Here is a 19991-nt window from a genome sequence, read left to right on the forward strand (position 1 = left end):
CCGGAACCGGACGCGTCCGGGCCGGAACGTGGGAGCGTGGGGTCGACGGGTACCCGAGGCCCCGGGCGGATGTGAGAGAGGGACGACTCAGTATGCGTGACGCGTACCACGAGGAACTTGACTCGATCGGCGACGACCTGGTCGAGATGGCCCGGCTCGTCGGTTCGATGATCGGGCGCGCCACGACGGCGATGCTCGATTCCGATCTGAAACTGGCGGAGAACGTGATCGCCGCCGACCAGAAGGTGGACGACCTCCAGCACGACCTGGAGGCGCGGGCGATCGCGCTGCTCGCCCGGCAACAGCCCGTCGCGACGGACCTGCGGATCGTGGTCACCTCGCTGCGGATGAGCGCCGACCTGGAGCGGTCCGGGGATCTCGCCCAGCACGTGGCGAAGCTGGCGCGGCTACGGTTCCCCGACCGGGCGGTGCCGCAGGACCTGCACGCCACGATCCTGGAGATGGGGCAGCTGGCGCAGCGGCTGATGGCCAAGGCGGCGGAGGTCATCGTCACCAAGGACGTCGACCTCGCGATGCAGCTGGAGCAGGACGACGACGAGATGGACCTGCTGCACCGGACGCTGTTCCAGCACCTGATCGACGACCGGTGGAAGCACGGCATAGAGACCGCGGTGGACGTCACGCTGCTGGGCCGCTACTACGAGCGGTTCGCCGATCACGCGGTGTCGGTGGCGAAGCGGGTGGTGTACCTGGTCACCGGGGAGCACGCGGACGAGCTGACGCAGAATCCGGCGCCCGTCGAAGGCGCCTGAGCGGCGGGTGCGGGTGCCCCGTACGGGAGTGTTCCCGTACGGGGCACGGTGCGCTGTTGCGCTGTGCGCTGTTCGTTGGGGGTGCGCCGCCCTCGGGCCCCGCTCACGGGCCCGCGGGGTGGCTAGCCGCAGCCGCCGCCACACTGGCAGGAGCCGCCGGACTGGCAGCCGCAGGAGCAGCCGGGGCCGCAGCCGCAGGCGCCCAGCAGGGGCAGGCGGGGCAGGCCGGGCTCGGGTGCGGTGGTGTCGGGCTTCCGGGACTCGGTCATGGGTTCCCTCCCTGGGACGCGATGGCTTCGCGTCTCCTGTCCATTGGACTGCGTGGGGTGTGGGCGCATCAACAGCGCACTTTTGCGGGGCGCGGTCTGGGGTTCTTCGCGCCCGGGTGTGTGGTGGTTGCTCGCGCTGTTCCTCGCGCCCCTTCGGTGCGATCACCTGGCGGTGCGATGTCCTGCGGGGTGCGCTGCGGATTCGCGCAGTTCCCCGCGCCCCTGATCAGGTGCGTCCACCTTGCGGTGCGCTGTCCTGCGGGGTGCGCTGCGGATTCGCGCAGTTCCCCGCGCCCCTGGTCTGGGCTGCCCGTGCGTGGTTCTCCTAGCGGGGCCCGCTGTGGGGGACGGCGTACCTGGGGTGGGGCGTACCTAGGGGCGCGGGGAACTGCGCAAATCACCAGCGCACCCGCACGGGGCAGCGCACCGCCAGGTGGGGATAGTCGATCGCCCGTTCGGGTGCGAGGGGCCTAGACTCGCACCGCCGAAGGGGGGCTCCGCCAGGATTTCGCGGAGATTCGGCGAGAACCCCCTCAACGCGCTCGTCCGACGAAACCCGTGGGGGGTACACCGAATGACTCATGCCCGAATCCGGCGCCGCAGACCCGGCACCGTGCGGGCCGCGGCCATCGCCGCGCTCTCGATCAGCCTGCTGGCGGGCGGCTCCACGCTGCCCGCCACCGCCGCGCCCGGCACCCCGGACGCCACCCCGCCCGCTCCGACGACCCCGGTCGCCGTGGACCGGGCCACCGACGCGGAGCTGCGCGAGCGGCTCGCCGGCGCGGCCGGCGCCGAGGCCGAGAAGGCACCGGCCGACGCCCGGGCGCGCGCCGCGGCGCCGGCACCCGGTGCGGACACCGGGCCCAGCCCGTTCATCGTGGGCGGCAGCGAGACGACGATCTCCTCGGCGCCGTGGATGGTCCAGCTGGGCTACTGGGACGAGGCGGCGGGCAGGGGCTCCTTCTGCGGCGGCACCCTCGTCGCGCCCAACAAGGTGCTCACCGCCGCGCACTGCGTGTACGGCCTCGACTGGCGGCGCAACGGCGTGGCCCTGGTCGGCGCGACCAAGCTGATGGACCCGAACGCGGGCACCGCCGCCGGAGTGCACCGCGTGTGGCGGCACGCCAAGTACGACCACCGCACGCTGCGCAACGACATCGCGGTCATCACCCTGGACCGCCCCGTCAAGGGCAAGTGGCTGCGGCCGGCCGCCTCGGGCGACAGCTCGCTGTACAAGACCGGCACCAGCGGCACCGTGTACGGCTGGGGCCTGACCTCGGGACGGTCGGGCGCCCAGCAGGCGAAGAAGCTGCGCAAGGTCAGCCTGCCGATGGTCGCCGACAGCACCTGCGACCGGGCGATGCGGGGCGTGCTCGGCCGGGACTTCTTCGTCGCGGGCGAGATGCACTGCGCGGGCAAGCCCGCGACCGGGCGGGACTCGGGCACCAAGAGCTCCTGCCACGGCGACTCGGGCGGTCCGCTGGTGGTCGGCGGCAAGATCGCGGGCGTGGTCTCGTGGGGCGTCAAGGGCTGCATCACCAAGGGCGCGTACCCGGTGTTCACGAAGGTCAGGACGTACGCGGGGGCGACGCAGGGCCGCATCGACGACGCCGACCGCAGCTACGACGGGCGCACCGACCTGCTCGCGCGGGGGTCGGGCGGCAAGCTCTACCAGATGAACAGCAAGGGCCGTTCGCTGGCCGGTCGCACCTCCTCGGGCACCGGCTGGCAAGGCCTGAGCTGGGGCCTCCAGAGCGACTTCGACCGTGACGGTCACCTGGACCTGCTGGTCCGGGACAAGAACGACGGCAAGCTGCACCGCCGGTACGTACGCAACGCGACCACCTCCAGCGCCGCCTGGGCCTGGCAGACGGTGACGTCGGCCGGCGGCGGTTCGAAGTCGTACGCGGCGCCCGGCGACTTCACGGGTGACGGGTGGCCGGACCTGATCACGACGGACGGATCGGGCAACGCCTACCTCTACCCGGGCAAGGGCAACGGCGCGTTCGGCAGCAAGAAGAAGGTCGTCTCCGGGGCGTGGAAGGGTGCCAAGCTCTTCGGCCGGGGTGACCTGACGAACGACGGCAAGGCCGATCTGCTGGTGCGGGACAAGGCCAACACCGTGTGGCTGTACCGCGGCACCGGCAAGGCGGCCGCGCCGTTCGCGGCGAAGATCAAGGCCCGCAGCAACTGGAAGTTCACCGCTCTGGTGGGCAACGGCGACCTGACCGGTGACGGCATCGCCGACGTCCTGGCGCGGGACTCCGGCGGCAAGCTGTGGCTCTACCCGGGCACCGGCAAGGCGTCCTCGTCGCTGTTCGGCACGCGGGTCTCGCTGGGCTCCGGCTTCAACCAGTACGACCTGCTGTTCTAACCCGGGACCGCCCGGGGGTTGCACCAGGGGCGCGCCGGTCCTCTTCGGAGGGCCGGCGCGTTTCCCGTGCGGCCCACGGGTCACCGGTTCCCCCGGGCCCGGCGCTCCGGCGCGTACGCGGGGCGGGCCAGCAGATGGCGCGCTGCGCGTGCGCCCCTCGCCACCCCGGGGGAAGATCCTCGCATGAGCGGCATTTCGCCCGGCGCGGGTTCTTCGGCCCGTCCACCCCGCCCCGGGCCGGGCGCCCCGAACCAGACCCTGGCCCTCGCGGCGATGATGTTCGCCGTCTCGATGACCTTCATCGACCAGACGATCGTGGCCATCGCCGCCCCGGAGATCACCGACGAGCTGGGGCTGTCCTCCTCGGGCATCCGCTGGGTGGTGAACGCCTACCTGCTCGCGCTGGCGGCGTTCTTCGCGCTCGGCGGGCGGCTCGCCGACCTCTTCGGGCGCCGTCGGACCATGCTGGTCGGCACGCTGGTGTTCGTCGTGTCGTCCGTCCTGTGCGGCTGCGTCCCGATCGGCGGCGCGGCGCAGACCTGGATGATCGTCTTCCGGGCCACCCAGGGGGTGGGGGCGGCGCTGATGTTCCCGGCGGCGCTCGCCGTGGTCGTCGCGGTGTTCCCGGTCGAACGGCGCGGCCGGGCGCTCGCCCTGTTCTTCGGCGTGGCGGGCGGGCTCACCGCGCTCGGACCGCTGCTCGGCGGCTGGCTGACCGCGTGGACCTGGCGGGCGATCTTCTGGATCAACGTCCCCATCGCCGTCATCGCGATCGTGCTGACCCTGCTGGCCCGCATCCCCGACGAGGTCCGTCGCGAACGGCTCGACGTGCCCGGTGCGTTGCTGATCGCGGGCGGCATGGGGCTGAGCGTGCTGGGGCTCCAGCAGGCCGCGGTGTGGGGGTGGGGTTCGGCGGCGACCTGGCTGTGCGTGGCGGTCGGGTTCGCCCTCCTCGTGGTGTTCTGCTGGTACGAACTCCGCTTCCCGGAACGCCCGTTGATCCTGCTGCGGGTCTTCCGCGACCGGGCGTTCCTGGTCGACAACGCGGTGCTGTTCTTCGCGATGCTCGCCTTCGTCCCCATGTTCTTCTTCGCCTCGGTGTACGCACAGGTGTCGCTCGGCAAGAGCCCGAACGAGGCGGCGTTGTACCTGCTGTACTTCTTCGTCGGGTTCGTGGTCGCGTCCCAGATCGGCGGGCGCATCCTGGACACCCGGGGCGCCCGTCCGGCGATCCTGCTCGGTTCGGCGCTCGGCGCGGCCGGCTTCGCGCTGTGGGCGGCGCGGATGCCGGACCTGTCGTTCGCCGAGCAGTGGCCGTACGTGGTCCTCTCGGGCGCGGGCATCGGGTTCCTGTTGGCGCCCGCGTCGACGGACGCCGTGAACCGGGCCATCGACGCCTCGTACGGTGAGGTCACCGGCATCACGCAGACGGTGCGCAACTATGCGGCGGCGCTCGGTCTCGCCGTCTTCGGCACGGTCCTCAGCCATGTGACGGTGAGCCGGGTCGCCGAGACGCTGCGCTCACGGGGCTTGCCCTCGGACCTGGCGCACGACGCGGCGCAGCGGGTCGCCCAGTCGGTGGCCGGCCAGGGCGGTCAGCACGAACCCTCCGGCACGGGGCCCGTGGCGGGGGTGCTGCGGGAGGTGCGGCAGGCGATCCGGGTGGACTTCGCGGAGGCCAACCAGTGGGTGTTCGCCGGGATGGCCCTCGCGCTGGCGGTGGCGTTCCTGTGCGCGCTGGCCCATCCGGGCACCCGGGTGACGGGGGTGCAGTCGGCGAAATCCGCGGGCGTGGACGGCAGTTCGGGGCCCGATCGCGACGGGTGAGCGGGGGTGTGGGTGACCGCGGTGGTGCGGTTCAGGCCGCTGCCGGGCGGATGTTGTGGTTGAGCCGGAAGACGTTGTCCGGGTCGAACCGGGCCTTGACCTCGGCGAGTCTGCGGTAGTTGGCCTCGCCGAACGAGGCGACGACCCGCTCCTCCCCCTCGAAACCGATGAAGTTGAGGTACACCGAGTCCCGCGCCCAGGGACGCATCGCGGCGCGCACGTCCCGGACCCAGCCGCGGGCCCGGTCGTCGTCCGCCGGGTCCTCCCACACCCCGAACGGGTGCACCGCCCACGGCGAGGACCGCCAGGGCATCGGCCAGTCCCCCGCATCCCGCGCCACCGCGCCGCCCATGGGGAAGACGATGTGCTGGGAGTTCGTCGGCACGGGCATCGTGTCCGCGAGCGAGCGGAACACGCGCAGCGCGTCGTCCGGGAGCGCCGTCAGGTACTCGGCGGACCAGTAGTTCCGCAGCGCCGGCGGGTCGTCCAACATGCACTGGAGGTCGACGTACGGGATGTCCGTGATGAGCTCGCCCGCCCGTTCCGGCGCCAGCAGCGGGGCCGCCACCTCGCGCGCTTCGGCCAGCGGCCCGGCGTACGTCACCAGCACCCCGCACAGCAGCCGGCCCACCAGGTGCTCTGGCACGAAGGGCGCCGGCGGTCCGGTGAGGTAGATGAGCGCCCCGCCCGCCTCGTCCGGGGCCGCGGCCATGACGTCCCGGTACACCGGCAGGACCTCGTCGGAGCGTTCGGGCAGGAACAGCAGCAGGACCACGGAGAACGCGGGCAGCGGGTGCAGTCGCAGGGTGATCCCGGTGGCCACGCCGAAGTTGCCGCCCCCGCCGTGCAGCGCCCAGAACAGTTCCGGCTCGTGCTCCGGGCTCGCGAGGACGGTGCGGCCGTCGGCGGTCACGACCTCCACGGCCGCGAGGTTGTCGCCGGCGATGCCAAACTTCCGTTCCAGCCAGCCCGATCCACCGCCGAGGGTGAAGCCGCCGACCCCGGTGGTCGAGGCCCGGCCGCCGGTAGTGGCGAGGCCGTGCGGCTGGGTCGCCCGGTCGAGGTCGCTGATCGTGGCGCCGCCCCCGATCCGCGCGGTGCGGGCGTCCGGGTCGACCTGGACGCCACGCATCGGACGCAGGTCGACGACGAGCCCGTCGTCCACGGACGCCGTGCCGGCCACTGCGTGACCGCCGCCGCGCACGGCGATCGGCAGGTCGGCCCCGCGGGCCGCCCGGACGGCCGCGGCGACGTCGGCGGTGCCGTCGCACTGGGCGATGACGGCGGGGCGCCGGTCGATCATGCCGTTGTAGAGGGCGCGGGCCTCGTCGTACCCCTGGTCGTCCGGGGTGATGACGGTGCCCGTGAACTGTCGCCGGAGATCGGCGAGCGCCGCCTCCGAAAGGTGCCGGGGCGCCATGACGGGCCCCCTTCCACTGCGGGGAGACCTCCTCATCGTATTCCGGGCTGCTGAGGCGGGCGCGATGGGCGGCGGGCCGCCTTTCGGTGCGTCCTGCTGAAGGTGCGCTGTTCCGCGAGGTGCGTCCCGGTGTTGCGCAGTTCCCCGCGCCCCTATCCATCGGGCTGCACGTCCGCTCGCAGGGCGCCCCGTCAGGGGCGCGGGGAACTGCGCGAGCAACAACGACGCACCCGCACGGGCCAGCGCACCCCCAGCGGGACGCACCGTGGGGTCACCCGTGCGGGGTCGCCCGCGGTGCCCGGACGGTGGAGCGCTGCTGTACTGGCCCGGGGGCAACGGCTACCGGACCACCGGTGACGGCGAAGGGCGAGGACGTGACCACAGCGATCATCGGTACCGGTGCGATCGGCTCCCGGCTGGCGGCCGACCTGACGGCGGGCGGCGAATCCGTGCTGCTCGCGTCGCGCGATCTGGACCGCACCAGGGAACTGGCCGACCGGCTCGGCGAACGGGCGACGGCCACCACCGTCGACCAGGCGGTGGAGATGGCCGACGTCCTGGTCCTCGCGGTCTGGTTCGACACGATCAAGGAGCTGATCGCGCAGTACGGCGACCGGCTGGCCGGCAAGGTCGTCGTGGACCCGTCCAACCCGATCGCCGTGGACGACCAGGGCACCTTCTCCAAGACCATCCCCGAGGACCAGTCCGCGGGGGTGATCATCGCGGGGCTGCTGCCGGCGGGAGCCCGGCCGGTCAAGGCGTTCGGCACGCTGTTGGCGCCCTCCCTGGAGTCCGAGGCGCGCCGGGAGCCGGAGCGGGGCGCCGGCTTCTTCGCGACGGACGACCAGGGCGCCGGCGAGGAGGTCGCCCGGCTGATCCGGGCGGCCGGGTTCGACCCGGTGCCGGTGGGCGGGATCGACCAGTCGATCCGCATCGAGGTCTTCGGCGACCTGCACGAGGGGACGCTGGGGCGGGTGCCCTCGGTGGAGGAGGCCCGGGCCCTGGTCTGACAGGGGCAGCGGGGTCAGCCGACCGGCAGCCGGACGCACCTGCGGCAGGCGCGCACCGAGGGTGCCATCACGGCGTGCGAGGCCGCCGCCAACGCGCCGGCGAGGGCGATCAGCGTCCACTGCGCGGCCAACAGGGCGGCGACGGCGAGCGTGACCGTGGCGACGGCCATGGCCGCGCTCGCGGTGGTGCCGGCCCAGGCGACCACGGCGGGCAGCCGGTCCGGGGTGGGCAGCCACCGGGCGAGGGCTCCCGTCGCGGCCAACAGCGCCGCGGCGAGCAGTGCCCCCGCGCCCGCGACCGTGGCCAGGTGGAAGGCGAGCAGTTGGGCCACGTGCAGGGCCGGGCCCTCCTGACCGGCGTCGGTCCAGGTGGTCCGGGCGTTCCAGACCAGGTACCAGCAGGCGACCAGGAAAGGGCTGGTCAACGCGACGGTCCGGGCGGTGTGCCGGGCCTGGGCGATGGTCAGTTCCCGCTGGCAGCTCGGCACGAGTTCATCGGGGGTCCCGAACTCGTGCACCGCCTGCCGGGCGGCGCGGTCCCGGGACATGCCCCCGTCCGCGTACACCGCCACCGTGTCCGCGAGACCGTCGCGTATCTCCTCGACCAGCCGCTGCTTGACCCGGGCCGGGCCGCGCAGGGCCGCCGCGAGGGTCGTGACGTACTCGTCGACGGGGTCGGTGCTCCGCTGACCGGTGACGCTCAGGTCATGCGCGGCGGCGGCGTTCATGTCGCGGCCCGCGGCGAGGCGACGGGGTCGAGGACCGAGCCGATCGCCGCCGTGAACTCGCGCCACGCCGTCCGTTCGCTGGCCAGACCGTTGCGCCCGGCGTCGGTGAGCGCGTAGCTGCGCCGGCGCCGTTCGCCGACCGACTCCCAAGCGCTGCTCAGCAGGCCCAGCCGCTCCAGTCGGTTCAGCGCGGGGTAGATGGTGCCGGTGCGCAGGTCGAGTGCGCCGCCGCTGCGCTGTTGGACCGCGGCGATGATCGCGTAGCCGTGCAGGGGGCCCGGTTCGAGCACGGCGAGCAGCAGCCCGTCCAGGTGGCCCCGTACCGCATCTGCCTTCATGAGTAGGCAGCCTACATAAGAACCTGTAGGCGTGCTATGTATTGGCAGCCAATATATCTCCTCGCCTCGCCTTCTCGCCTCTCGTTCGGACTCCCTACTCGGCATCTCCTACTTCGACATCTCCCACTTCGGCTTCTGGAGGAGCACAGTGACCAAGCTGCTGCTGTCCATTCACGTCCTCGCGGCGATCCTCACGGTGGGGCCGGTCGCCGTGACCGCCTCGCTGTTCCCGCGCTACGCGAGTCGCGTCCCGGTCGACGCGGAACCGTCCGGAACGGGAACGGGGTCCGACCGCGAACCGTCTGGGCGGGGGCCCGAGTTCGCCGAGTTCCTGCACGGCATATGCCGTCGCTACTCATTGGCCGGGGTCGCCGTCCCGGTCTTCGGGTTCGCCACCGGCGCCCAGCTCGGCGTGCTCACCGACGCCTGGTTGATCGCGTCGATCGTCCTGACCTCGATCGCCGCGGTCGTGCTGATCGTGACCGTCCTGCCCGACCAGGAACGGGCCCTCGCGGCGCTCGGGGACGGGACGGCACCCCTTGGGCAACCGCCCGCGACGTCCCCGCCGTCAAAGGCTCGACTGGCGATGACGACCGGGGTCTTCAACCTCCTGTGGACGGTCGTCGTCGTCCTCATGATCGTCCGCCCCGGCTCCACCACGGGGGCGTGAGACCGTGCGGGCCCTGCGCGTCGCCGCGCACGTCGAAGCCGTCTCCCTGGTGGCCCTGTTGCTCAACCTGGCAACCTGGCACGCGCAGCCCGTCTGCTCGTTGCTCGGCCCGCTCCACGGCACCGCGTACCTCGTCGCCATCGCGACCGCCTGGTCGGTACCGGGGGCCGACCGGGCGGGCGCCCGGTGGCGGGCGCTGGTACCCGGGGTCGGCGGACTGCTCGCCGTGCGGCGCCTGCGGGACCGTCCCCGCCCGGCCGGCGCGACGGAACCGGCGGCCGAGGGGACAAATCCGGTGGCCGAGGGGCCGCACGGTCACGCACGCTGAGCGCATGGAACGAGAGCACGAACGACCGGAGCGCCCCCGTCACGAGATCCGCGCCGCACAGACCCCCGCGACCCTGACGGTGTATCAGGCGTACGCGCCGGCCATCGGAGTGCCGGCCGCCCGGGACGGCCGGTTCCCGGCGGCCTGGAAGCGGGACCGGATGACCTGGATCAAGCCGTCGTTCCTGTGGATGATGTACCGCTCCGACTGGGGCAGCGCCGAGGGGCAACAGACCGTACTGGCCGTCGAGATCACCCGTGAGGGCTTCGAGTGGGCGCTCGGGCACGCGTGCCTGTCGCACTACGTTCCCGCGCTGCACCCGGACCAGGACGCGTGGCGGCGCGAACTGAAGCGGGCGCCGGCCCGGGTGCAGTGGGACCCGGAACGGAGCCTGCGCCTGGGTCCCCTCCCGCACCGGGCGCTCCAACTCGGCCTGTCGGGCGAGGCGGCACACCGGTACGCGGACGAGTGGATCGTCTCCGTCCGGGACGTCACCGCGCTGGCCCACGAGGTCCGTGCGCACGTACGGGCGGGGCGCCCGGAGGAGGCGGAACGGTTGCTGCCGCGGGAGACGCCGTACGAGACGGCGACGCCCGGGGTGACGGACCGGATCATGGCCCCTGGGGGCGTGGGTTAGGGGCGCGAGGGTTCGGGGCGCGGGGCGCGGGGGTGGGGCTCAGGCGACCGGCGCGCGCCCCTCGGAGACATCCGCACCCTCGGGGCCCTTCTCCATGCTGGGGCCCTTCTCCGCGCCGGGGGTGTCGGTGGCCACGGGTTCGGGCCCGGTGGTCGGCCCCTGAACCGGCGGGAGCCCGCGCATCAGGGCCCCGTACCCGCACGCGGCGATGACACCGAGGACCGCACAGCTCCCCCAGAGCCAGTCCGCACCGAACCGGTCGATCACGAAGCCGGACATCAGCGGGGCGATCAGGTTCGCGACGGCCCAGGACAACGTGTACATGCCCTGGTAGCGGCCGCGCCCGTGGGTCGGCGAGAGGCGGACGACCAGACCCGTCTGCGTCGGCGCGTTGACGATCTCCGCGAGGGTCCACACGCAGATGGTCATGGCGAGGACGGCGACCGAGCCGGCGAACGCGGTGAGACCGAAGCCGAAGCCCACCACCAGCGAGGAGACGATCAGCAGCATCCGCGGATCGCGGTGCTCGATGAAACGGGTGATGGGGATCTGGAGGACCACGACCAGGACGCCGTTCACCGACATCGCGAGACCGAACTCCGCGGGGCTGAGCCCGACGTCACCCATCGCGATCGGCAGACCCACCGTGCTCTGCATGAAGATCAGCGAGATCAGGAACGACAGCCCGACCACGCCCATGAACCGCCCGTCCCGCAGGACCGTCCCGAGCCGGACGTCCGGCTCGGCCTCGCGTTCCTGCCGGGTGCGCACCGGACGGGACTCCGGCAGCTTCACGAAGACGACGATCGCGCACGCCAGGGTCATGATCCCCTCGCCGAGGAACCCGGCGAGATAGCTGTACTCGGCGATGAACCCCGCCGCGATGGTGGACACCGCGAAGCCCAGGTTGATCGCCCAGTAGTTGAGCGAGAAGGCCCTGACCCTGTCCTCGGGACGGATGATGTCGGCGATCATGGCCTGGACGGCGGGACGCGAGGCGTTGCTGGCGGCGCCGACGAGGAAGGCGACGGCGGCGATGGCCACCGGGTGCTGGACGAAGCCGAGCGCGGCGACGGAGAAGGCCGTGGAGGTCTGCGCGATCAGCAGGGTGGGACGGCGGCCGAACCGGTCCGCCATGACCCCGCCGACGAGCGCCGAGATGACGCCGCCGAGCCCGTACAGCGCGGCGACGAGCCCGGCGAACGACGCGGAGTAGCCCCGGTCCAGGGTCAGGTACAGGGCCATGAAGGTGGCGACGAACCCGCCGAGGCGGTTGACCAGGGTGCTGGTCCACAACCACCAGAACGCGGGGGGCAGCCCGGAGACGGTCTCCCGCAACGCACGCCGGACGGCCGACCCGGCCCCACCCTTTCTGGTGCTTCTCTTATTGTTTCTGCCGTTCTCGGCACCGCCCGCAGACATGCAGACCCCCCTCGGCACCACGTGCCCATGTAAGTAGTGAAATGCGCATGGAGACATTACGCACGGGTGGGGAGGCGCACCAGTGAATTGACGGGGACCGTCAATTGACGAGGTCGGGGCGGGGGCGGTGCGTCCGCGGCCGGGACTGCCCGGGGGACGTACCAGGAGCCGGACCGGGCGCGCGGCGGGCGCAGGGGTTCGATTACGCTCGGGGGCATGGCCGACGCACCGTACAAGCTGATCCTCCTCCGCCACGGCGAGAGCGAGTGGAACGCGAAGAACCTGTTCACCGGCTGGGTGGACGTCAACCTGACCGAGAAGGGCGAGAAGGAGGCGGTCCGCGGCGGTGAGCTGCTGAAGGACGCCGGCCTGCTGCCCGACGTCGTGCACACCTCGCTCCAGAAGCGCGCGATCCGCACCGCCCAGCTCTCGCTGGAGTCGGCCGACCGCCACTGGATCCCGGTGCACCGCAGCTGGCGCCTGAACGAGCGGCACTACGGTGCGCTCCAGGGCAAGGACAAGGCGCAGGTGCTCGCCGAGTTCGGCGACGAGCAGTTCATGCTGTGGCGCCGCTCGTACGACACGCCGCCGCCCGCGCTGGAGGACGGCACCGAGTACTCGCAGAGCGGTGACCCGCGCTACGCGACGATCCCGCCGGAGCTGCGGCCCCGCACGGAGTGCCTGAAGGACGTCGTCGAGCGGATGCTCCCGTACTGGTACGACGGCATCGTCCCGGACCTGCTGACCGGTCGCACGGTCCTCGTCGCCGCGCACGGCAACAGCCTGCGCGCGCTCGTCAAGCACCTGGACGGCGTCTCCGACGCGGACATCGCGGGCCTCAACATCCCGACCGGCATCCCGCTCTCCTACGAGCTGGACGCCGACCTCAAGCCCCTCAACCCGGGCGGCACGTACCTCGACCCGGACGCGGCTGCGGCGGCCATCGAGGCGGTCAAGAACCAGGGCAAGAAGAAGTAGCTCTCCGAACCATTCAGGCCCCCTACCTGCGGTTGTCCGCTGGTGGGGGGCTTGTTTGCGTCCTGTGACTAGCGCAGCCACGCCCGATGCGGCCCCTCACGTCGCCGGGAGCCGGTACGACAGCACGTACGCGTCCGCGGCCATGACCGTGTCGCAGACCTCGACGGCGCGACCCGCCGAGTCGAAGGCGGTGCGGACGAGGTGGATCACGGGCACGCCGGTCGCCAAGCGCAGCGCCTTGACCTCGGCGGGCGAGGGCATCCTGGCGCGAAGCTCTTCCTCGAAGTGGTCGAGCCGGTGGCCGAGGTCTTCGAGGCGGGCGTAGATGCCGCCGGGGCCGGGGTTCGGTTCCGCGATGGGCGTGCCGCGGGCGATGTCGAGCGGCAGGTAGGAGGTGGCGAGCTCGACCGGACGTCCGTCGAGGAGGTAACGGCGACGGCGGGCGAGCACCCGTCGTACGGAGCCGAGCCGGGTGGAGACGTCCTGGTCGGCCTTCTCCTCCTTGATCTCCAGGCTGTCCACCTGGGGGTGACCGCCGGCTGCGTCGGCCTCGACCAGGAACGCGGACTTGCCCTGCTCGCGGTGGCGGCGGGCGAACCGGTCGGACGCGAGTCGCCGAACGGCGGGCCTGGGCCGGACGAACACGCCCCTGCCGTGCTGAGCGTGCACCAGGCCCTCACCCTGGAGGACGGAGAAGGCGTTCCGGACCGTCATCCGGGACACCCCGTAGTGATCCACCAACTCGGCCTCCGAAGGCAGCTTCTCGCCCTCCCGGAACCGTCCGCGATCGATGGCGTCACGCAGTTGGTCGGCGATCTGTCGGAAGACCGCACGATCACTCGTGGGGTCGAGATCACCGAGCAGACCCGAGGGGTCGGGGCTCACATGTACTCCTTTAGGTGTCTAGACGAGTGGGTGAGTGGTGTTGCTACGGTGGCGAGCCTAGCCATCCAGGGGGACCGAGGAACGTGAGCACAGAACGCCCACACTCCGTGAGTGTGGCCGGAGTTGTCGTGGACCACCGCGGCCGGGCCCTCCTGATCCAGCGCCGCGACAACGGTCACTGGGAACCCCCGGGCGGCATCGTCGAACGGGACGAAACCCTGCCCGAAGCGCTCCAACGCGAAGTGCTCGAAGAGACCGGCATCAAGATCGCCCTGCCCGCGACGCTCACCGGCGTCTACAAGAACATGACGGGTCTCATCGTCTCGCTGGTCTTCCGCTGCGAGGCCGCCGACGGCACGCCCAGCGTCGGGGACGAGACCCGCGCACTGCGCTGGGCCACCCGCGAAGAAGTGCTCCAACTCGCCGACGAGGCGTACGCGATCCGCGTCCTGGACGCACTCGACACGGCGTCCCCACCGGCCGTCCGCGCCCACGACGGCGTGAAACTCGTCTAGCCCGAACCCGCTGCGCATGGCGGCCCATCAGCATGAAGGAACTTGTATGCACGAGTATATGAGTACGTCGCGGGTCTGGGGACTGTCTTGCCCGGGGTACCCCGAAGAGGTCAGCCGAGCCCGCCGCTGGACCCGTGACATCCTGCACGGCTCCCCCTTGGCCGACGACGCCGAACTGATCGTGAGCGAGCTGAGCGCGAACGCGATCCTGCACACCGCTAGTGGCAGGGGGCACGGCCGCTTCCATCTGACCGTCTGCGTCTCCACACAGGTGGTCGCGGTGTCCGTGACCGACGACGGGGGCGTCGACGCGGCCCCGAAGGTCGGGCACGACCAGGACCAGGACGCCGAGCACGGGAGGGGGTTAGGCATGGTCAGCGCGATCGCCCACCGGGTCGTGGTCCACGACAGCGACCACGGCCACACCGTCACCGCAGAGTTGTACGCGGACCCGCAGCAAGGGGGCCACCCGTGCAGGACGACATGACCAGGCGGACCAGGCGGGGCCACTGGTGCGAATGCTGGCCGGAAGACCTCACGGCCAACGACGACCAGCGTGGTTGGGGGCCCTCGACGCCTACACCGCGCGCCAATCGGACCGATGGATCGCCAACACGTTCCGCACCGTCCGCCTTACGCGTGCCAGGTGCTGCGGGAAACCAAGGTCAGAACACCAAGTCGGCCATGGTCTGCGCAACAAGACCAAGCGCCACGAAGAACCAACCGAGCACCTGTTCGCGCAAGCCCTGGATACTGGTTCGTTTGGACTCCTCGTCCAAGGACGAGATACGAGCCTCAAGATCAGAAGCGACTTGACGATCTGCTTCGCTACGTGAGTCCGTTTCCTGCTTGAGGTCGTGTTCGACATCCTGAGCCAGCCGGTAGACCCGGTTCAAACGACGCTCAACCTCGGACGTGAAGGCCGCTGGATCTTGTTCCAGGTCTGGCAAGGGTCCGAACTGAACGATACCGCGGACGTTCATCGCCGATTCGACGGAAAGGGCCGTGCCCAGAGAGCGCGTGATAGGCCGCGGGGGGCGTCTTAGCAGACGTCGTACGCCACGAACCAGGGCAGTTCTCCATCGCCCGAGTATCGCAAGTTGGACCTTCAGCACCAGTGCAAAGAACCGATCACCAGGTACGGCAGAACTCCGGAATGTTCGGTGGAAGCCGTCAGCAGCAGCGGCAAGTCCGAACATCTGACAAGCAATGCTGATCACAGTGAACGTAGTTTCAGCAGACATCGGTTCATCATGAGGGCGCGGGCAAGATCACGTCAGATGATCGCTCAATTCTGCACCCCGAGCCTTGACGTCGATCTGGCGCAGAACTCGGGCCGCCCCTGGGCCGTCCGAGGTCGATCGACGATGGCCGAGGACAACACGGCCCGGTCTCATCGTCTCGCTGGTCTTCCGCTGCGAGGTCGCCGACGGCACGCCCACCGTCGGGGACGAGACCGGCGCACTGCGCTGGGCCACCCGGACGCCAAGCGGAGCGTTGGATCGCCAACACGCTGCGCGCCGAGGGCCTTCCAGGTGCGGTCCCCGCTACTGGGCATGAGGCGCAGGTGACACCTTCAGCGGCAGCCCCGGTGAGTCTCAGCGGCTGTCGTATTGGTCGGTGCAGGCAGACGGCATCACGTGCCGTCCGTCCAGTGGCGTTGCAGGCGAGCCACCGCTTCTTCCTTCGTCAGTTCGGACACCGCCTCCTCCGAGAGACCGACGCGGTGGATCAACAGATAGACCAGATCGGCCGGCAACGATTCCTTGGGCGTGGAGGGGGCTCCCCGGTCAGGGAGTTTTCCATCGATCACGCAGTCCCAGAACGCGCTTTCGGTGACGACCAACTGGTCGCGAAGGATGTGGCCCCACAACGCGGCCCCATAAACAGTGCGATCGACAGGGTGCGAAATACGAGTGCGCAGGATGCGCCCATCATGCAGCGTCAACTCGTAGGTGACGTGATGCGTACCGGTACGCCCACGAGCGTCTCGCACTCGCTCCCACCTCTCGACGACACAGAACCGGTCATGACGCTCACGGTCCGGTTGAGGTCGCGTCATCGCTGAACTCCCACCAGCCAGTCCTTCAGCTGACGGTCGTCGCTCAGGGCAATCAGCTGCACCAATCCCCAGTTGTCCCGATGGTTGGGTGCCAGTCTCAGCCTGGCCTGCCAGTCGTCCGCGTACTCCCGCAAGGCGTCGACCATCTCGTCAACGGCGGCATCAAAGGTTGATCCATCGGCTGCAACGGGGAGCCCGGGAAGGAAGATCGACCACCCGTCCGCCTCCGAAACGACCTCAGCCTTGGCCGACACTGAAGACAGGTAGCGGCGCAGTCGCTCGACGTCCACCACCGCAGCGCAGCCGCTGGCCCGACGCACGGTCGCGACCCGTCCCTCGTCTGCAGCGTCGAGGAGTTCCTTCAGGTGCGTACGCGCTTCGGTGTAGCTCTCGAAATGTACTGCGGACATGGCGACCTCCCGTAGGTCTCGTGGAACCAGGGTGCCCCCCGCAAGTAAGTACGTCAAGTACGTCAAGTACCCCGCCGCCCGCGCGGAGGGGCGTTGAGCGCACCGAACCTCTCGTCCGGCACCCAAGGAGAGGCGCCGCCGGCGGACTTCGGGCACCGCCGCGGTGACCGTAGTCGACGAACCACGTTCAGCGAGATGGTGACCGTAAGACAGCACCCGTCCACCCCGGCCCGGCCGAAACCGCAGGTCAGAGGCGGGAGCCCCGAGCGGCCTCCGTCAAGCGGCCCCCGCCACCCGGAGGCTGTGACGAACAGCGGACGCGCACGACTGCACCGATCGGTACACGCAGGCCCATACTGGGGGCAATGACAAAGCCATCTGCACCGAAGCGTCATCTGCCCACCAGCCCTTTCAAGGCCCCGGTCGCGCCGCCACCCAAGCACTTCGCGGTGGGCGACCAGGTCACACATGACATGTACGGCCTAGGTCGGGTGACCGGCATCGAGGAGGGAATCGCGGCGCTCGTGGATTTTGGTTCGGTTCAGGAACGGATCTTGAGCCCGTACGCCAGGATGAGCAAGCTGTAGACCTGCCACGCCCGGTCGTCTCACGCCAGGCACCTTCATGGCCTCGTACTCATTGGGAGACCCCTCATCGACGTGACCTCACTGTTCTCCGCTCCGGCGGAGACGACCCGCCACGCCACCGCGGCCTCGCCGCCTCCGGCGACGAACCCCTTCCAGGCCCCGGACCTCGGGGAGGACGAGACCTACTACGACGATGCGCAGGCACCCTTCTCGGGCATCGACGCGGGTCAGCGCAAGGCGGGCTAGTACCGACCGGTGACGCCCGTTCAGGGGCATGGCGTCGTCGCCATGCCCGGTGGCGGGCCGTCCCATCGAACTCCCCGGAACGACCGGTACGGCCGACACGATCAGCACGACCGGCACGACCCGGGGCACCCAGCAGTACGCCTTCCCTTGGGCCCCCGACCTGCGATTCCTCCGCGGGGTGGGGGCCTTTCGGCTGCGTACGCCGAACACAGCGAGGGCGCTACGCCCCGCCCGCGCCTCGGGGCTGGACCAGACCGGATTCGTAGGCCGCGATGACCGCCTGGGCCCGGTCGCGGACGTCCAGCTTGGCGAAGACGTTGGTGATGTGGTTCTTCACGGTCTGGACGCCGATCTGCATGGTCCGGGAGATCTCGCCGTTGTCGAGCCCCGAGGCGATCAACCGCAGGACCTCCACCTCGCGCGGGGTGAGTTCGGAGAGGTCGGTGGAGACGGTCTGTTCGGTGATGAAGGTGGCGATCAGCCGGGTCAGCATGCGGGGCGCCACCACGGCCTCGCCGACGTCGACCGTGCGCAGGGCCGAGGCCAGTTCCTCGGGGGACACGTCCTTGGGGAGGAAACCCGACGCCCCCGCGCGCAGGGCGCGGACCACGTACTCGTCGATGTCGAAGGTGCTCAGGGCGAGCACCCGGCAGTCGGGCAGTTCGGCGGTGAGGCGTTCGGTGGCGCGCACCCCGTCGAGCACGGGCATCCGGATGTCCATCAGGACCACCCGGGGGCGCAACGCGTGGGCCGCGGCGATGGCCTGCTCGCCGTCGCCGACCTCGCCGACGACCTCGATGCCGGGCGCGGAGCGCAGGATCAGGGCCAGGCCCCGGCGGACCAGGGGCTGGTCGTCCGCGATGAGCACGGTGATGGTTCCGGTGCGGTCCGCCGGAGGGGTGGCCACGGTCGCCGCCGGCGGGAAGGCCACGGCAGCGGGTGGGTGGGCCGGGGTGCCCTCGGTCGGGGCGGCCGGTGTCATCGAACCCTCACTCCTGGTCACGTTCCTCGTTCCCGTACATCACGCGCATTCACGTACTCGGCTGCGCACCGCCCGGGGCGCGTTCCGCGGGTGGCGTCAGGGGGCGGGCAGGGGCACGGAGGCCGCGACCCGGAAGCCGCCCTCCGCGCGGCTGCCGACCTCCAGTGAGCCGCCGTGCACGGCGACGCGCTCGCGCATCCCCACCAGACCGTATCCCCCGCCCGTCGCGCCCCGCGCCCGACGGCTGCCGGTGCCGTCGTCGGTGATCTCCAGGGTGACGCGGTCGGGCAGGTAGACGAGGTGGACGTCCGCGGAGGCGTCGCCCGCGTGCTTGCGGACGTTGGTCAGGGCCTCCTGGGTGATCCGGTAGAGGGTGAGGCCGACGGTCATCGGCAGCGGGTGCTGGTCGCCGGTGACGACGAGCCGGGCGGGCAGACCGCTGGCCCGGGACTCGGTGATCAGCCCGTCGAGGTCGTCGACGCCCGGCTGCGGCTGGGACGGCGCCTCCTCGACGAGGTCGTCGCCGCGCAGCACGCCGAGCATCTGCCGCATCTCGCGCAGCGCCGTGCGGGCCGACGACTCCAGGGTGACCAGGGCCTCCCTGGAGGTCTCCGGGTCCTGGTCGAGGTGGGTCCGCGCGCCCCCGGACATCAGGTACATGGTGGTGATGTGGTGCGCGACCACGTCGTGGAGTTCCCGTGCGATGCGCCGACGTTCCTCCGCCACTGCGCGATCGGCCAGGAGCTCCCGGTTCAGCTCCACCTGCCGACGCCACTTGCGGACCCAGAACGCCGCGGCGATGACGACGACGAAGCCCGCGGTCTCTCCCGCGATCTCCGGTGCCCCCATGTCGTTCCACAGGCCGCGGAAGACCTGGACCGCCTGCGCGGCCAGCCAGGCGAGCGCCACGGTGCGGTGCGGGCGGAGCCTGGCGATCACGTACAGGGCGAGCATCGCGGGGATGCCGTTGCCGTGGACGACGGGGGCGGCGAGGCTCGCGACCGTCTGGAGCGCCAGGACCCCGGCGAGCGCGCCCACGGGATGGCGCCGGCGGGCCAGGAGCGGTAGGGCGGACACGACGAGCAGGACCACCGCGAGGGGGACGACCTGCTTCCCGTGGGCCACGTTCGTGCCCACGTAGTCGAGGATCTCCAACGCGGCGACGACGGCGATCAGGACGTCGCTGCGGAGCCAGCCGAGGGCCGGGGAGGCCAGCCCGCGTTCGCCCGCGAGTCGCCGCCACCTCCGCAGGTCCGGCCGGGCACCGCGGAGCAGGCCGGCGGACGCGGTACGGGGGTCGGGGCCCATCGGGGCGCCTCCTTCAGCTGAGGGGTACGGGGCGACGCCCGTGCGGGGGCGACCCCGCGTGCGGTGCGGTCGTCACGAAAGAGCATCCACGAGGGCGCTTCGAGGGCGTCCGCGGAGGCGCTTCGAGGGCATCCACGAGACCGCTTCGAGGGCGTCCGGCCCATCGCATCACATCGGGCCGGCGACCCCGTCCGCCCCGGGGACGACACCGACCCAGGACCG

Annotated in this window: 23 protein-coding genes and 1 pseudogene; 13 read left to right on the plus strand and 11 right to left on the minus strand. The window is 71.2% G+C overall.

The genetic code is table 11. The features are described 5' to 3' along the window. Nucleotides 1-92 precede the first annotated feature (92 nt). Complete coding sequence (phoU, locus tag ACFV88_RS13630) at nt 93-773, plus strand: phosphate signaling complex protein PhoU (RefSeq protein WP_385489835.1); 681 nt, start codon at nt 93-95, stop codon at nt 771-773. 122 nt (nt 774-895) lie between these two features. Here phoU and ACFV88_RS13635 read toward each other — a convergent pair whose 3' ends face one another. Continuing rightward, the gene (locus ACFV88_RS13635; RefSeq protein ID WP_385489838.1) at nt 896-1042 is read right to left on the minus strand and encodes a hypothetical protein; all 147 of its coding nucleotides are present in this window, start codon (nt 1040-1042) and stop codon (nt 896-898) included. 574 nt (nt 1043-1616) lie between these two features. Here ACFV88_RS13635 and ACFV88_RS13640 point away from each other — a divergent pair. Continuing rightward, the gene (locus ACFV88_RS13640) at nt 1617-3416 is read left to right on the plus strand and encodes a trypsin-like serine protease (protein ID WP_385489841.1); all 1800 of its coding nucleotides are present in this window, start codon (nt 1617-1619) and stop codon (nt 3414-3416) included. Between the two features lie 183 nt (nt 3417-3599). Beyond that, a complete protein-coding gene (locus tag ACFV88_RS13645) occupies nt 3600-5243 on the plus strand; it encodes an MFS transporter (RefSeq protein ID WP_385489844.1) in 1644 nt (547 codons plus the stop codon). Between the two features lie 31 nt (nt 5244-5274). Here ACFV88_RS13645 and ACFV88_RS13650 read toward each other — a convergent pair whose 3' ends face one another. Then, entirely contained in the window at nt 5275-6663 is a 1389-nt protein-coding gene (locus tag ACFV88_RS13650) for an FAD-binding oxidoreductase (RefSeq protein WP_385489847.1), read from the minus strand. A gap of 374 nt (nt 6664-7037) precedes the next feature. Between ACFV88_RS13650 and ACFV88_RS13655 the strand changes: the two genes are divergently transcribed. Next, on the plus strand, nt 7038-7673 hold the full coding sequence (locus ACFV88_RS13655) for an NADPH-dependent F420 reductase (protein WP_385489849.1): 636 nt from the start codon (nt 7038-7040) through the stop codon (nt 7671-7673). 14 nt (nt 7674-7687) lie between these two features. Here the strand turns inward: ACFV88_RS13655 and ACFV88_RS13660 are convergent, their stop codons facing one another. Next, nucleotides 7688-8401, minus strand: coding sequence for a permease prefix domain 1-containing protein (locus tag ACFV88_RS13660; RefSeq protein ID WP_385489852.1), 714 nt, complete (start codon nt 8399-8401; stop codon nt 7688-7690). After that, on the minus strand, nt 8398-8739 hold the full coding sequence (locus ACFV88_RS13665) for a PadR family transcriptional regulator (RefSeq protein WP_385489855.1): 342 nt from the start codon (nt 8737-8739) through the stop codon (nt 8398-8400). The genes ACFV88_RS13660 and ACFV88_RS13665 overlap by 4 nt, the downstream gene beginning before the upstream one ends. Nucleotides 8740-8887: 148 nt before the next feature. Here ACFV88_RS13665 and ACFV88_RS13670 point away from each other — a divergent pair, with 148 nt between their 5' ends. The 3 genes from ACFV88_RS13670 to ACFV88_RS13680 are packed head-to-tail and all read left to right on the plus strand — an operon-like array spanning nt 8888 to nt 10374. Further along, nucleotides 8888-9409 carry a hypothetical protein gene (locus tag ACFV88_RS13670; protein ID WP_385489858.1) on the plus strand — a complete coding sequence of 174 codons (522 nt, stop codon included), beginning with the start codon at nt 8888-8890 and terminating at the stop codon, nt 9407-9409. Between the two features lie 4 nt (nt 9410-9413). After that, entirely contained in the window at nt 9414-9737 is a 324-nt protein-coding gene (locus tag ACFV88_RS13675; protein ID WP_385489861.1) for a hypothetical protein, read from the plus strand. 4 nt (nt 9738-9741) lie between these two features. Next, nucleotides 9742-10374 (plus strand): DUF4291 domain-containing protein, encoded by a 633-nt coding sequence (locus ACFV88_RS13680; protein ID WP_385489864.1) that lies wholly within the window; start codon nt 9742-9744, stop codon nt 10372-10374. A 39-nt stretch (nt 10375-10413) separates the two neighbouring features. On the opposite strand, the gene ACFV88_RS13685 is transcribed toward ACFV88_RS13680, so the two are convergent. Further along, nucleotides 10414-11712: an MDR family MFS transporter gene (locus tag ACFV88_RS13685; protein ID WP_385489867.1), complete on the minus strand. Its 1299-nt coding sequence runs from the start codon at nt 11710-11712 to the stop codon at nt 10414-10416. A gap of 300 nt (nt 11713-12012) precedes the next feature. On the opposite strand from ACFV88_RS13685, the gene ACFV88_RS13690 reads away from it, so the two are divergent. Continuing rightward, nucleotides 12013-12774, plus strand: coding sequence for a phosphoglyceromutase (locus tag ACFV88_RS13690; RefSeq protein ID WP_385489869.1), 762 nt, complete (start codon nt 12013-12015; stop codon nt 12772-12774). A 96-nt stretch (nt 12775-12870) separates the two neighbouring features. On the opposite strand, the gene ACFV88_RS13695 is transcribed toward ACFV88_RS13690, so the two are convergent. Further along, complete coding sequence (locus tag ACFV88_RS13695) at nt 12871-13659, minus strand: GntR family transcriptional regulator (RefSeq protein ID WP_385489872.1); 789 nt, start codon at nt 13657-13659, stop codon at nt 12871-12873. Between the two features lie 107 nt (nt 13660-13766). On the opposite strand from ACFV88_RS13695, the gene ACFV88_RS13700 reads away from it, so the two are divergent. Then, a complete protein-coding gene (locus tag ACFV88_RS13700; RefSeq protein WP_385489875.1) occupies nt 13767-14174 on the plus strand; it encodes an NUDIX hydrolase in 408 nt (135 codons plus the stop codon). 46 nt (nt 14175-14220) lie between these two features. Continuing rightward, nucleotides 14221-14661 (plus strand): ATP-binding protein, encoded by a 441-nt coding sequence (locus tag ACFV88_RS13705; RefSeq protein ID WP_385489878.1) that lies wholly within the window; start codon nt 14221-14223, stop codon nt 14659-14661. A gap of 178 nt (nt 14662-14839) precedes the next feature. On the opposite strand, the gene ACFV88_RS13710 is transcribed toward ACFV88_RS13705, so the two are convergent. Next, entirely contained in the window at nt 14840-15418 is a 579-nt protein-coding gene (locus tag ACFV88_RS13710; protein WP_385489881.1) for a hypothetical protein, read from the minus strand. Between the two features lie 145 nt (nt 15419-15563). Here ACFV88_RS13710 and ACFV88_RS13715 point away from each other — a divergent pair. Continuing rightward, nucleotides 15564-15656: pseudogene (locus ACFV88_RS13715) on the plus strand (NUDIX hydrolase); the annotation flags it as partial. A 154-nt stretch (nt 15657-15810) separates the two neighbouring features. Here the strand turns inward: ACFV88_RS13715 and ACFV88_RS13720 are convergent. Together ACFV88_RS13720 and ACFV88_RS13725 are read right to left on the minus strand one after the other, a co-directional pair. Continuing rightward, complete coding sequence (locus tag ACFV88_RS13720) at nt 15811-16170, minus strand: cytotoxic translational repressor of toxin-antitoxin stability system (protein ID WP_385489884.1); 360 nt, start codon at nt 16168-16170, stop codon at nt 15811-15813. A 62-nt stretch (nt 16171-16232) separates the two neighbouring features. After that, the gene (locus tag ACFV88_RS13725; RefSeq protein WP_385489887.1) at nt 16233-16646 is read right to left on the minus strand and encodes a prevent-host-death protein; all 414 of its coding nucleotides are present in this window, start codon (nt 16644-16646) and stop codon (nt 16233-16235) included. A 365-nt stretch (nt 16647-17011) separates the two neighbouring features. On the opposite strand from ACFV88_RS13725, the gene ACFV88_RS13730 reads away from it, so the two are divergent. Together ACFV88_RS13730 and ACFV88_RS13735 are read left to right on the plus strand one after the other, a co-directional pair. Continuing rightward, nucleotides 17012-17233: a CarD family transcriptional regulator gene (locus ACFV88_RS13730; protein WP_385489890.1), complete on the plus strand. Its 222-nt coding sequence runs from the start codon at nt 17012-17014 to the stop codon at nt 17231-17233. A gap of 72 nt (nt 17234-17305) precedes the next feature. Continuing rightward, nucleotides 17306-17479 (plus strand): hypothetical protein, encoded by a 174-nt coding sequence (locus tag ACFV88_RS13735; RefSeq protein WP_385489893.1) that lies wholly within the window; start codon nt 17306-17308, stop codon nt 17477-17479. Nucleotides 17480-17699: 220 nt separating this feature from the next. On the opposite strand, the gene ACFV88_RS13740 is transcribed toward ACFV88_RS13735, so the two are convergent. Together ACFV88_RS13740 and ACFV88_RS13745 are read right to left on the minus strand one after the other, a co-directional pair. Next, a complete protein-coding gene (locus ACFV88_RS13740) occupies nt 17700-18461 on the minus strand; it encodes a response regulator (RefSeq protein ID WP_385489896.1) in 762 nt (253 codons plus the stop codon). Nucleotides 18462-18557: 96 nt separating this feature from the next. Beyond that, the gene (locus tag ACFV88_RS13745; protein ID WP_385489899.1) at nt 18558-19769 is read right to left on the minus strand and encodes a sensor histidine kinase; all 1212 of its coding nucleotides are present in this window, start codon (nt 19767-19769) and stop codon (nt 18558-18560) included. Nucleotides 19770-19991: the final 222 nt, after the last annotated feature.

It is taken from the genome of Streptomyces sp. NPDC059816 (assembly GCF_042732055.1).
Taxonomy (GTDB): domain Bacteria; phylum Actinomycetota; class Actinomycetes; order Streptomycetales; family Streptomycetaceae; genus Streptomyces.

Coding starts and splice junctions, on each gene's coding strand:
- phoU (WP_385489835.1), top strand. CDS start 93: ATGCGTGACGCGTACCACGAGGAACTTGACTCGATCGGCGACGACCTG.
- ACFV88_RS13635 (WP_385489838.1), bottom strand. CDS start 1,042: ATGACCGAGTCCCGGAAGCCCGACACCACCGCACCCGAGCCCGGCCTG.
- ACFV88_RS13640 (WP_385489841.1), top strand. CDS start 1,617: ATGACTCATGCCCGAATCCGGCGCCGCAGACCCGGCACCGTGCGGGCC.
- ACFV88_RS13645 (WP_385489844.1), top strand. CDS start 3,600: ATGAGCGGCATTTCGCCCGGCGCGGGTTCTTCGGCCCGTCCACCCCGC.
- ACFV88_RS13650 (WP_385489847.1), bottom strand. CDS start 6,663: ATGGCGCCCCGGCACCTTTCGGAGGCGGCGCTCGCCGATCTCCGGCGA.
- ACFV88_RS13660 (WP_385489852.1), bottom strand. CDS start 8,401: ATGAACGCCGCCGCCGCGCATGACCTGAGCGTCACCGGTCAGCGGAGC.
- ACFV88_RS13665 (WP_385489855.1), bottom strand. CDS start 8,739: ATGAAGGCAGATGCGGTACGGGGCCACCTGGACGGGCTGCTGCTCGCC.
- ACFV88_RS13680 (WP_385489864.1), top strand. CDS start 9,742: ATGGAACGAGAGCACGAACGACCGGAGCGCCCCCGTCACGAGATCCGC.
- ACFV88_RS13690 (WP_385489869.1), top strand. CDS start 12,013: ATGGCCGACGCACCGTACAAGCTGATCCTCCTCCGCCACGGCGAGAGC.
- ACFV88_RS13705 (WP_385489878.1), top strand. CDS start 14,221: ATGCACGAGTATATGAGTACGTCGCGGGTCTGGGGACTGTCTTGCCCG.
- ACFV88_RS13710 (WP_385489881.1), bottom strand. CDS start 15,418: ATGTCTGCTGAAACTACGTTCACTGTGATCAGCATTGCTTGTCAGATG.
- ACFV88_RS13725 (WP_385489887.1), bottom strand. CDS start 16,646: ATGTCCGCAGTACATTTCGAGAGCTACACCGAAGCGCGTACGCACCTG.
- ACFV88_RS13730 (WP_385489890.1), top strand. CDS start 17,012: ATGACAAAGCCATCTGCACCGAAGCGTCATCTGCCCACCAGCCCTTTC.
- ACFV88_RS13740 (WP_385489896.1), bottom strand. CDS start 18,461: ATGACACCGGCCGCCCCGACCGAGGGCACCCCGGCCCACCCACCCGCT.
- ACFV88_RS13745 (WP_385489899.1), bottom strand. CDS start 19,769: ATGGGCCCCGACCCCCGTACCGCGTCCGCCGGCCTGCTCCGCGGTGCC.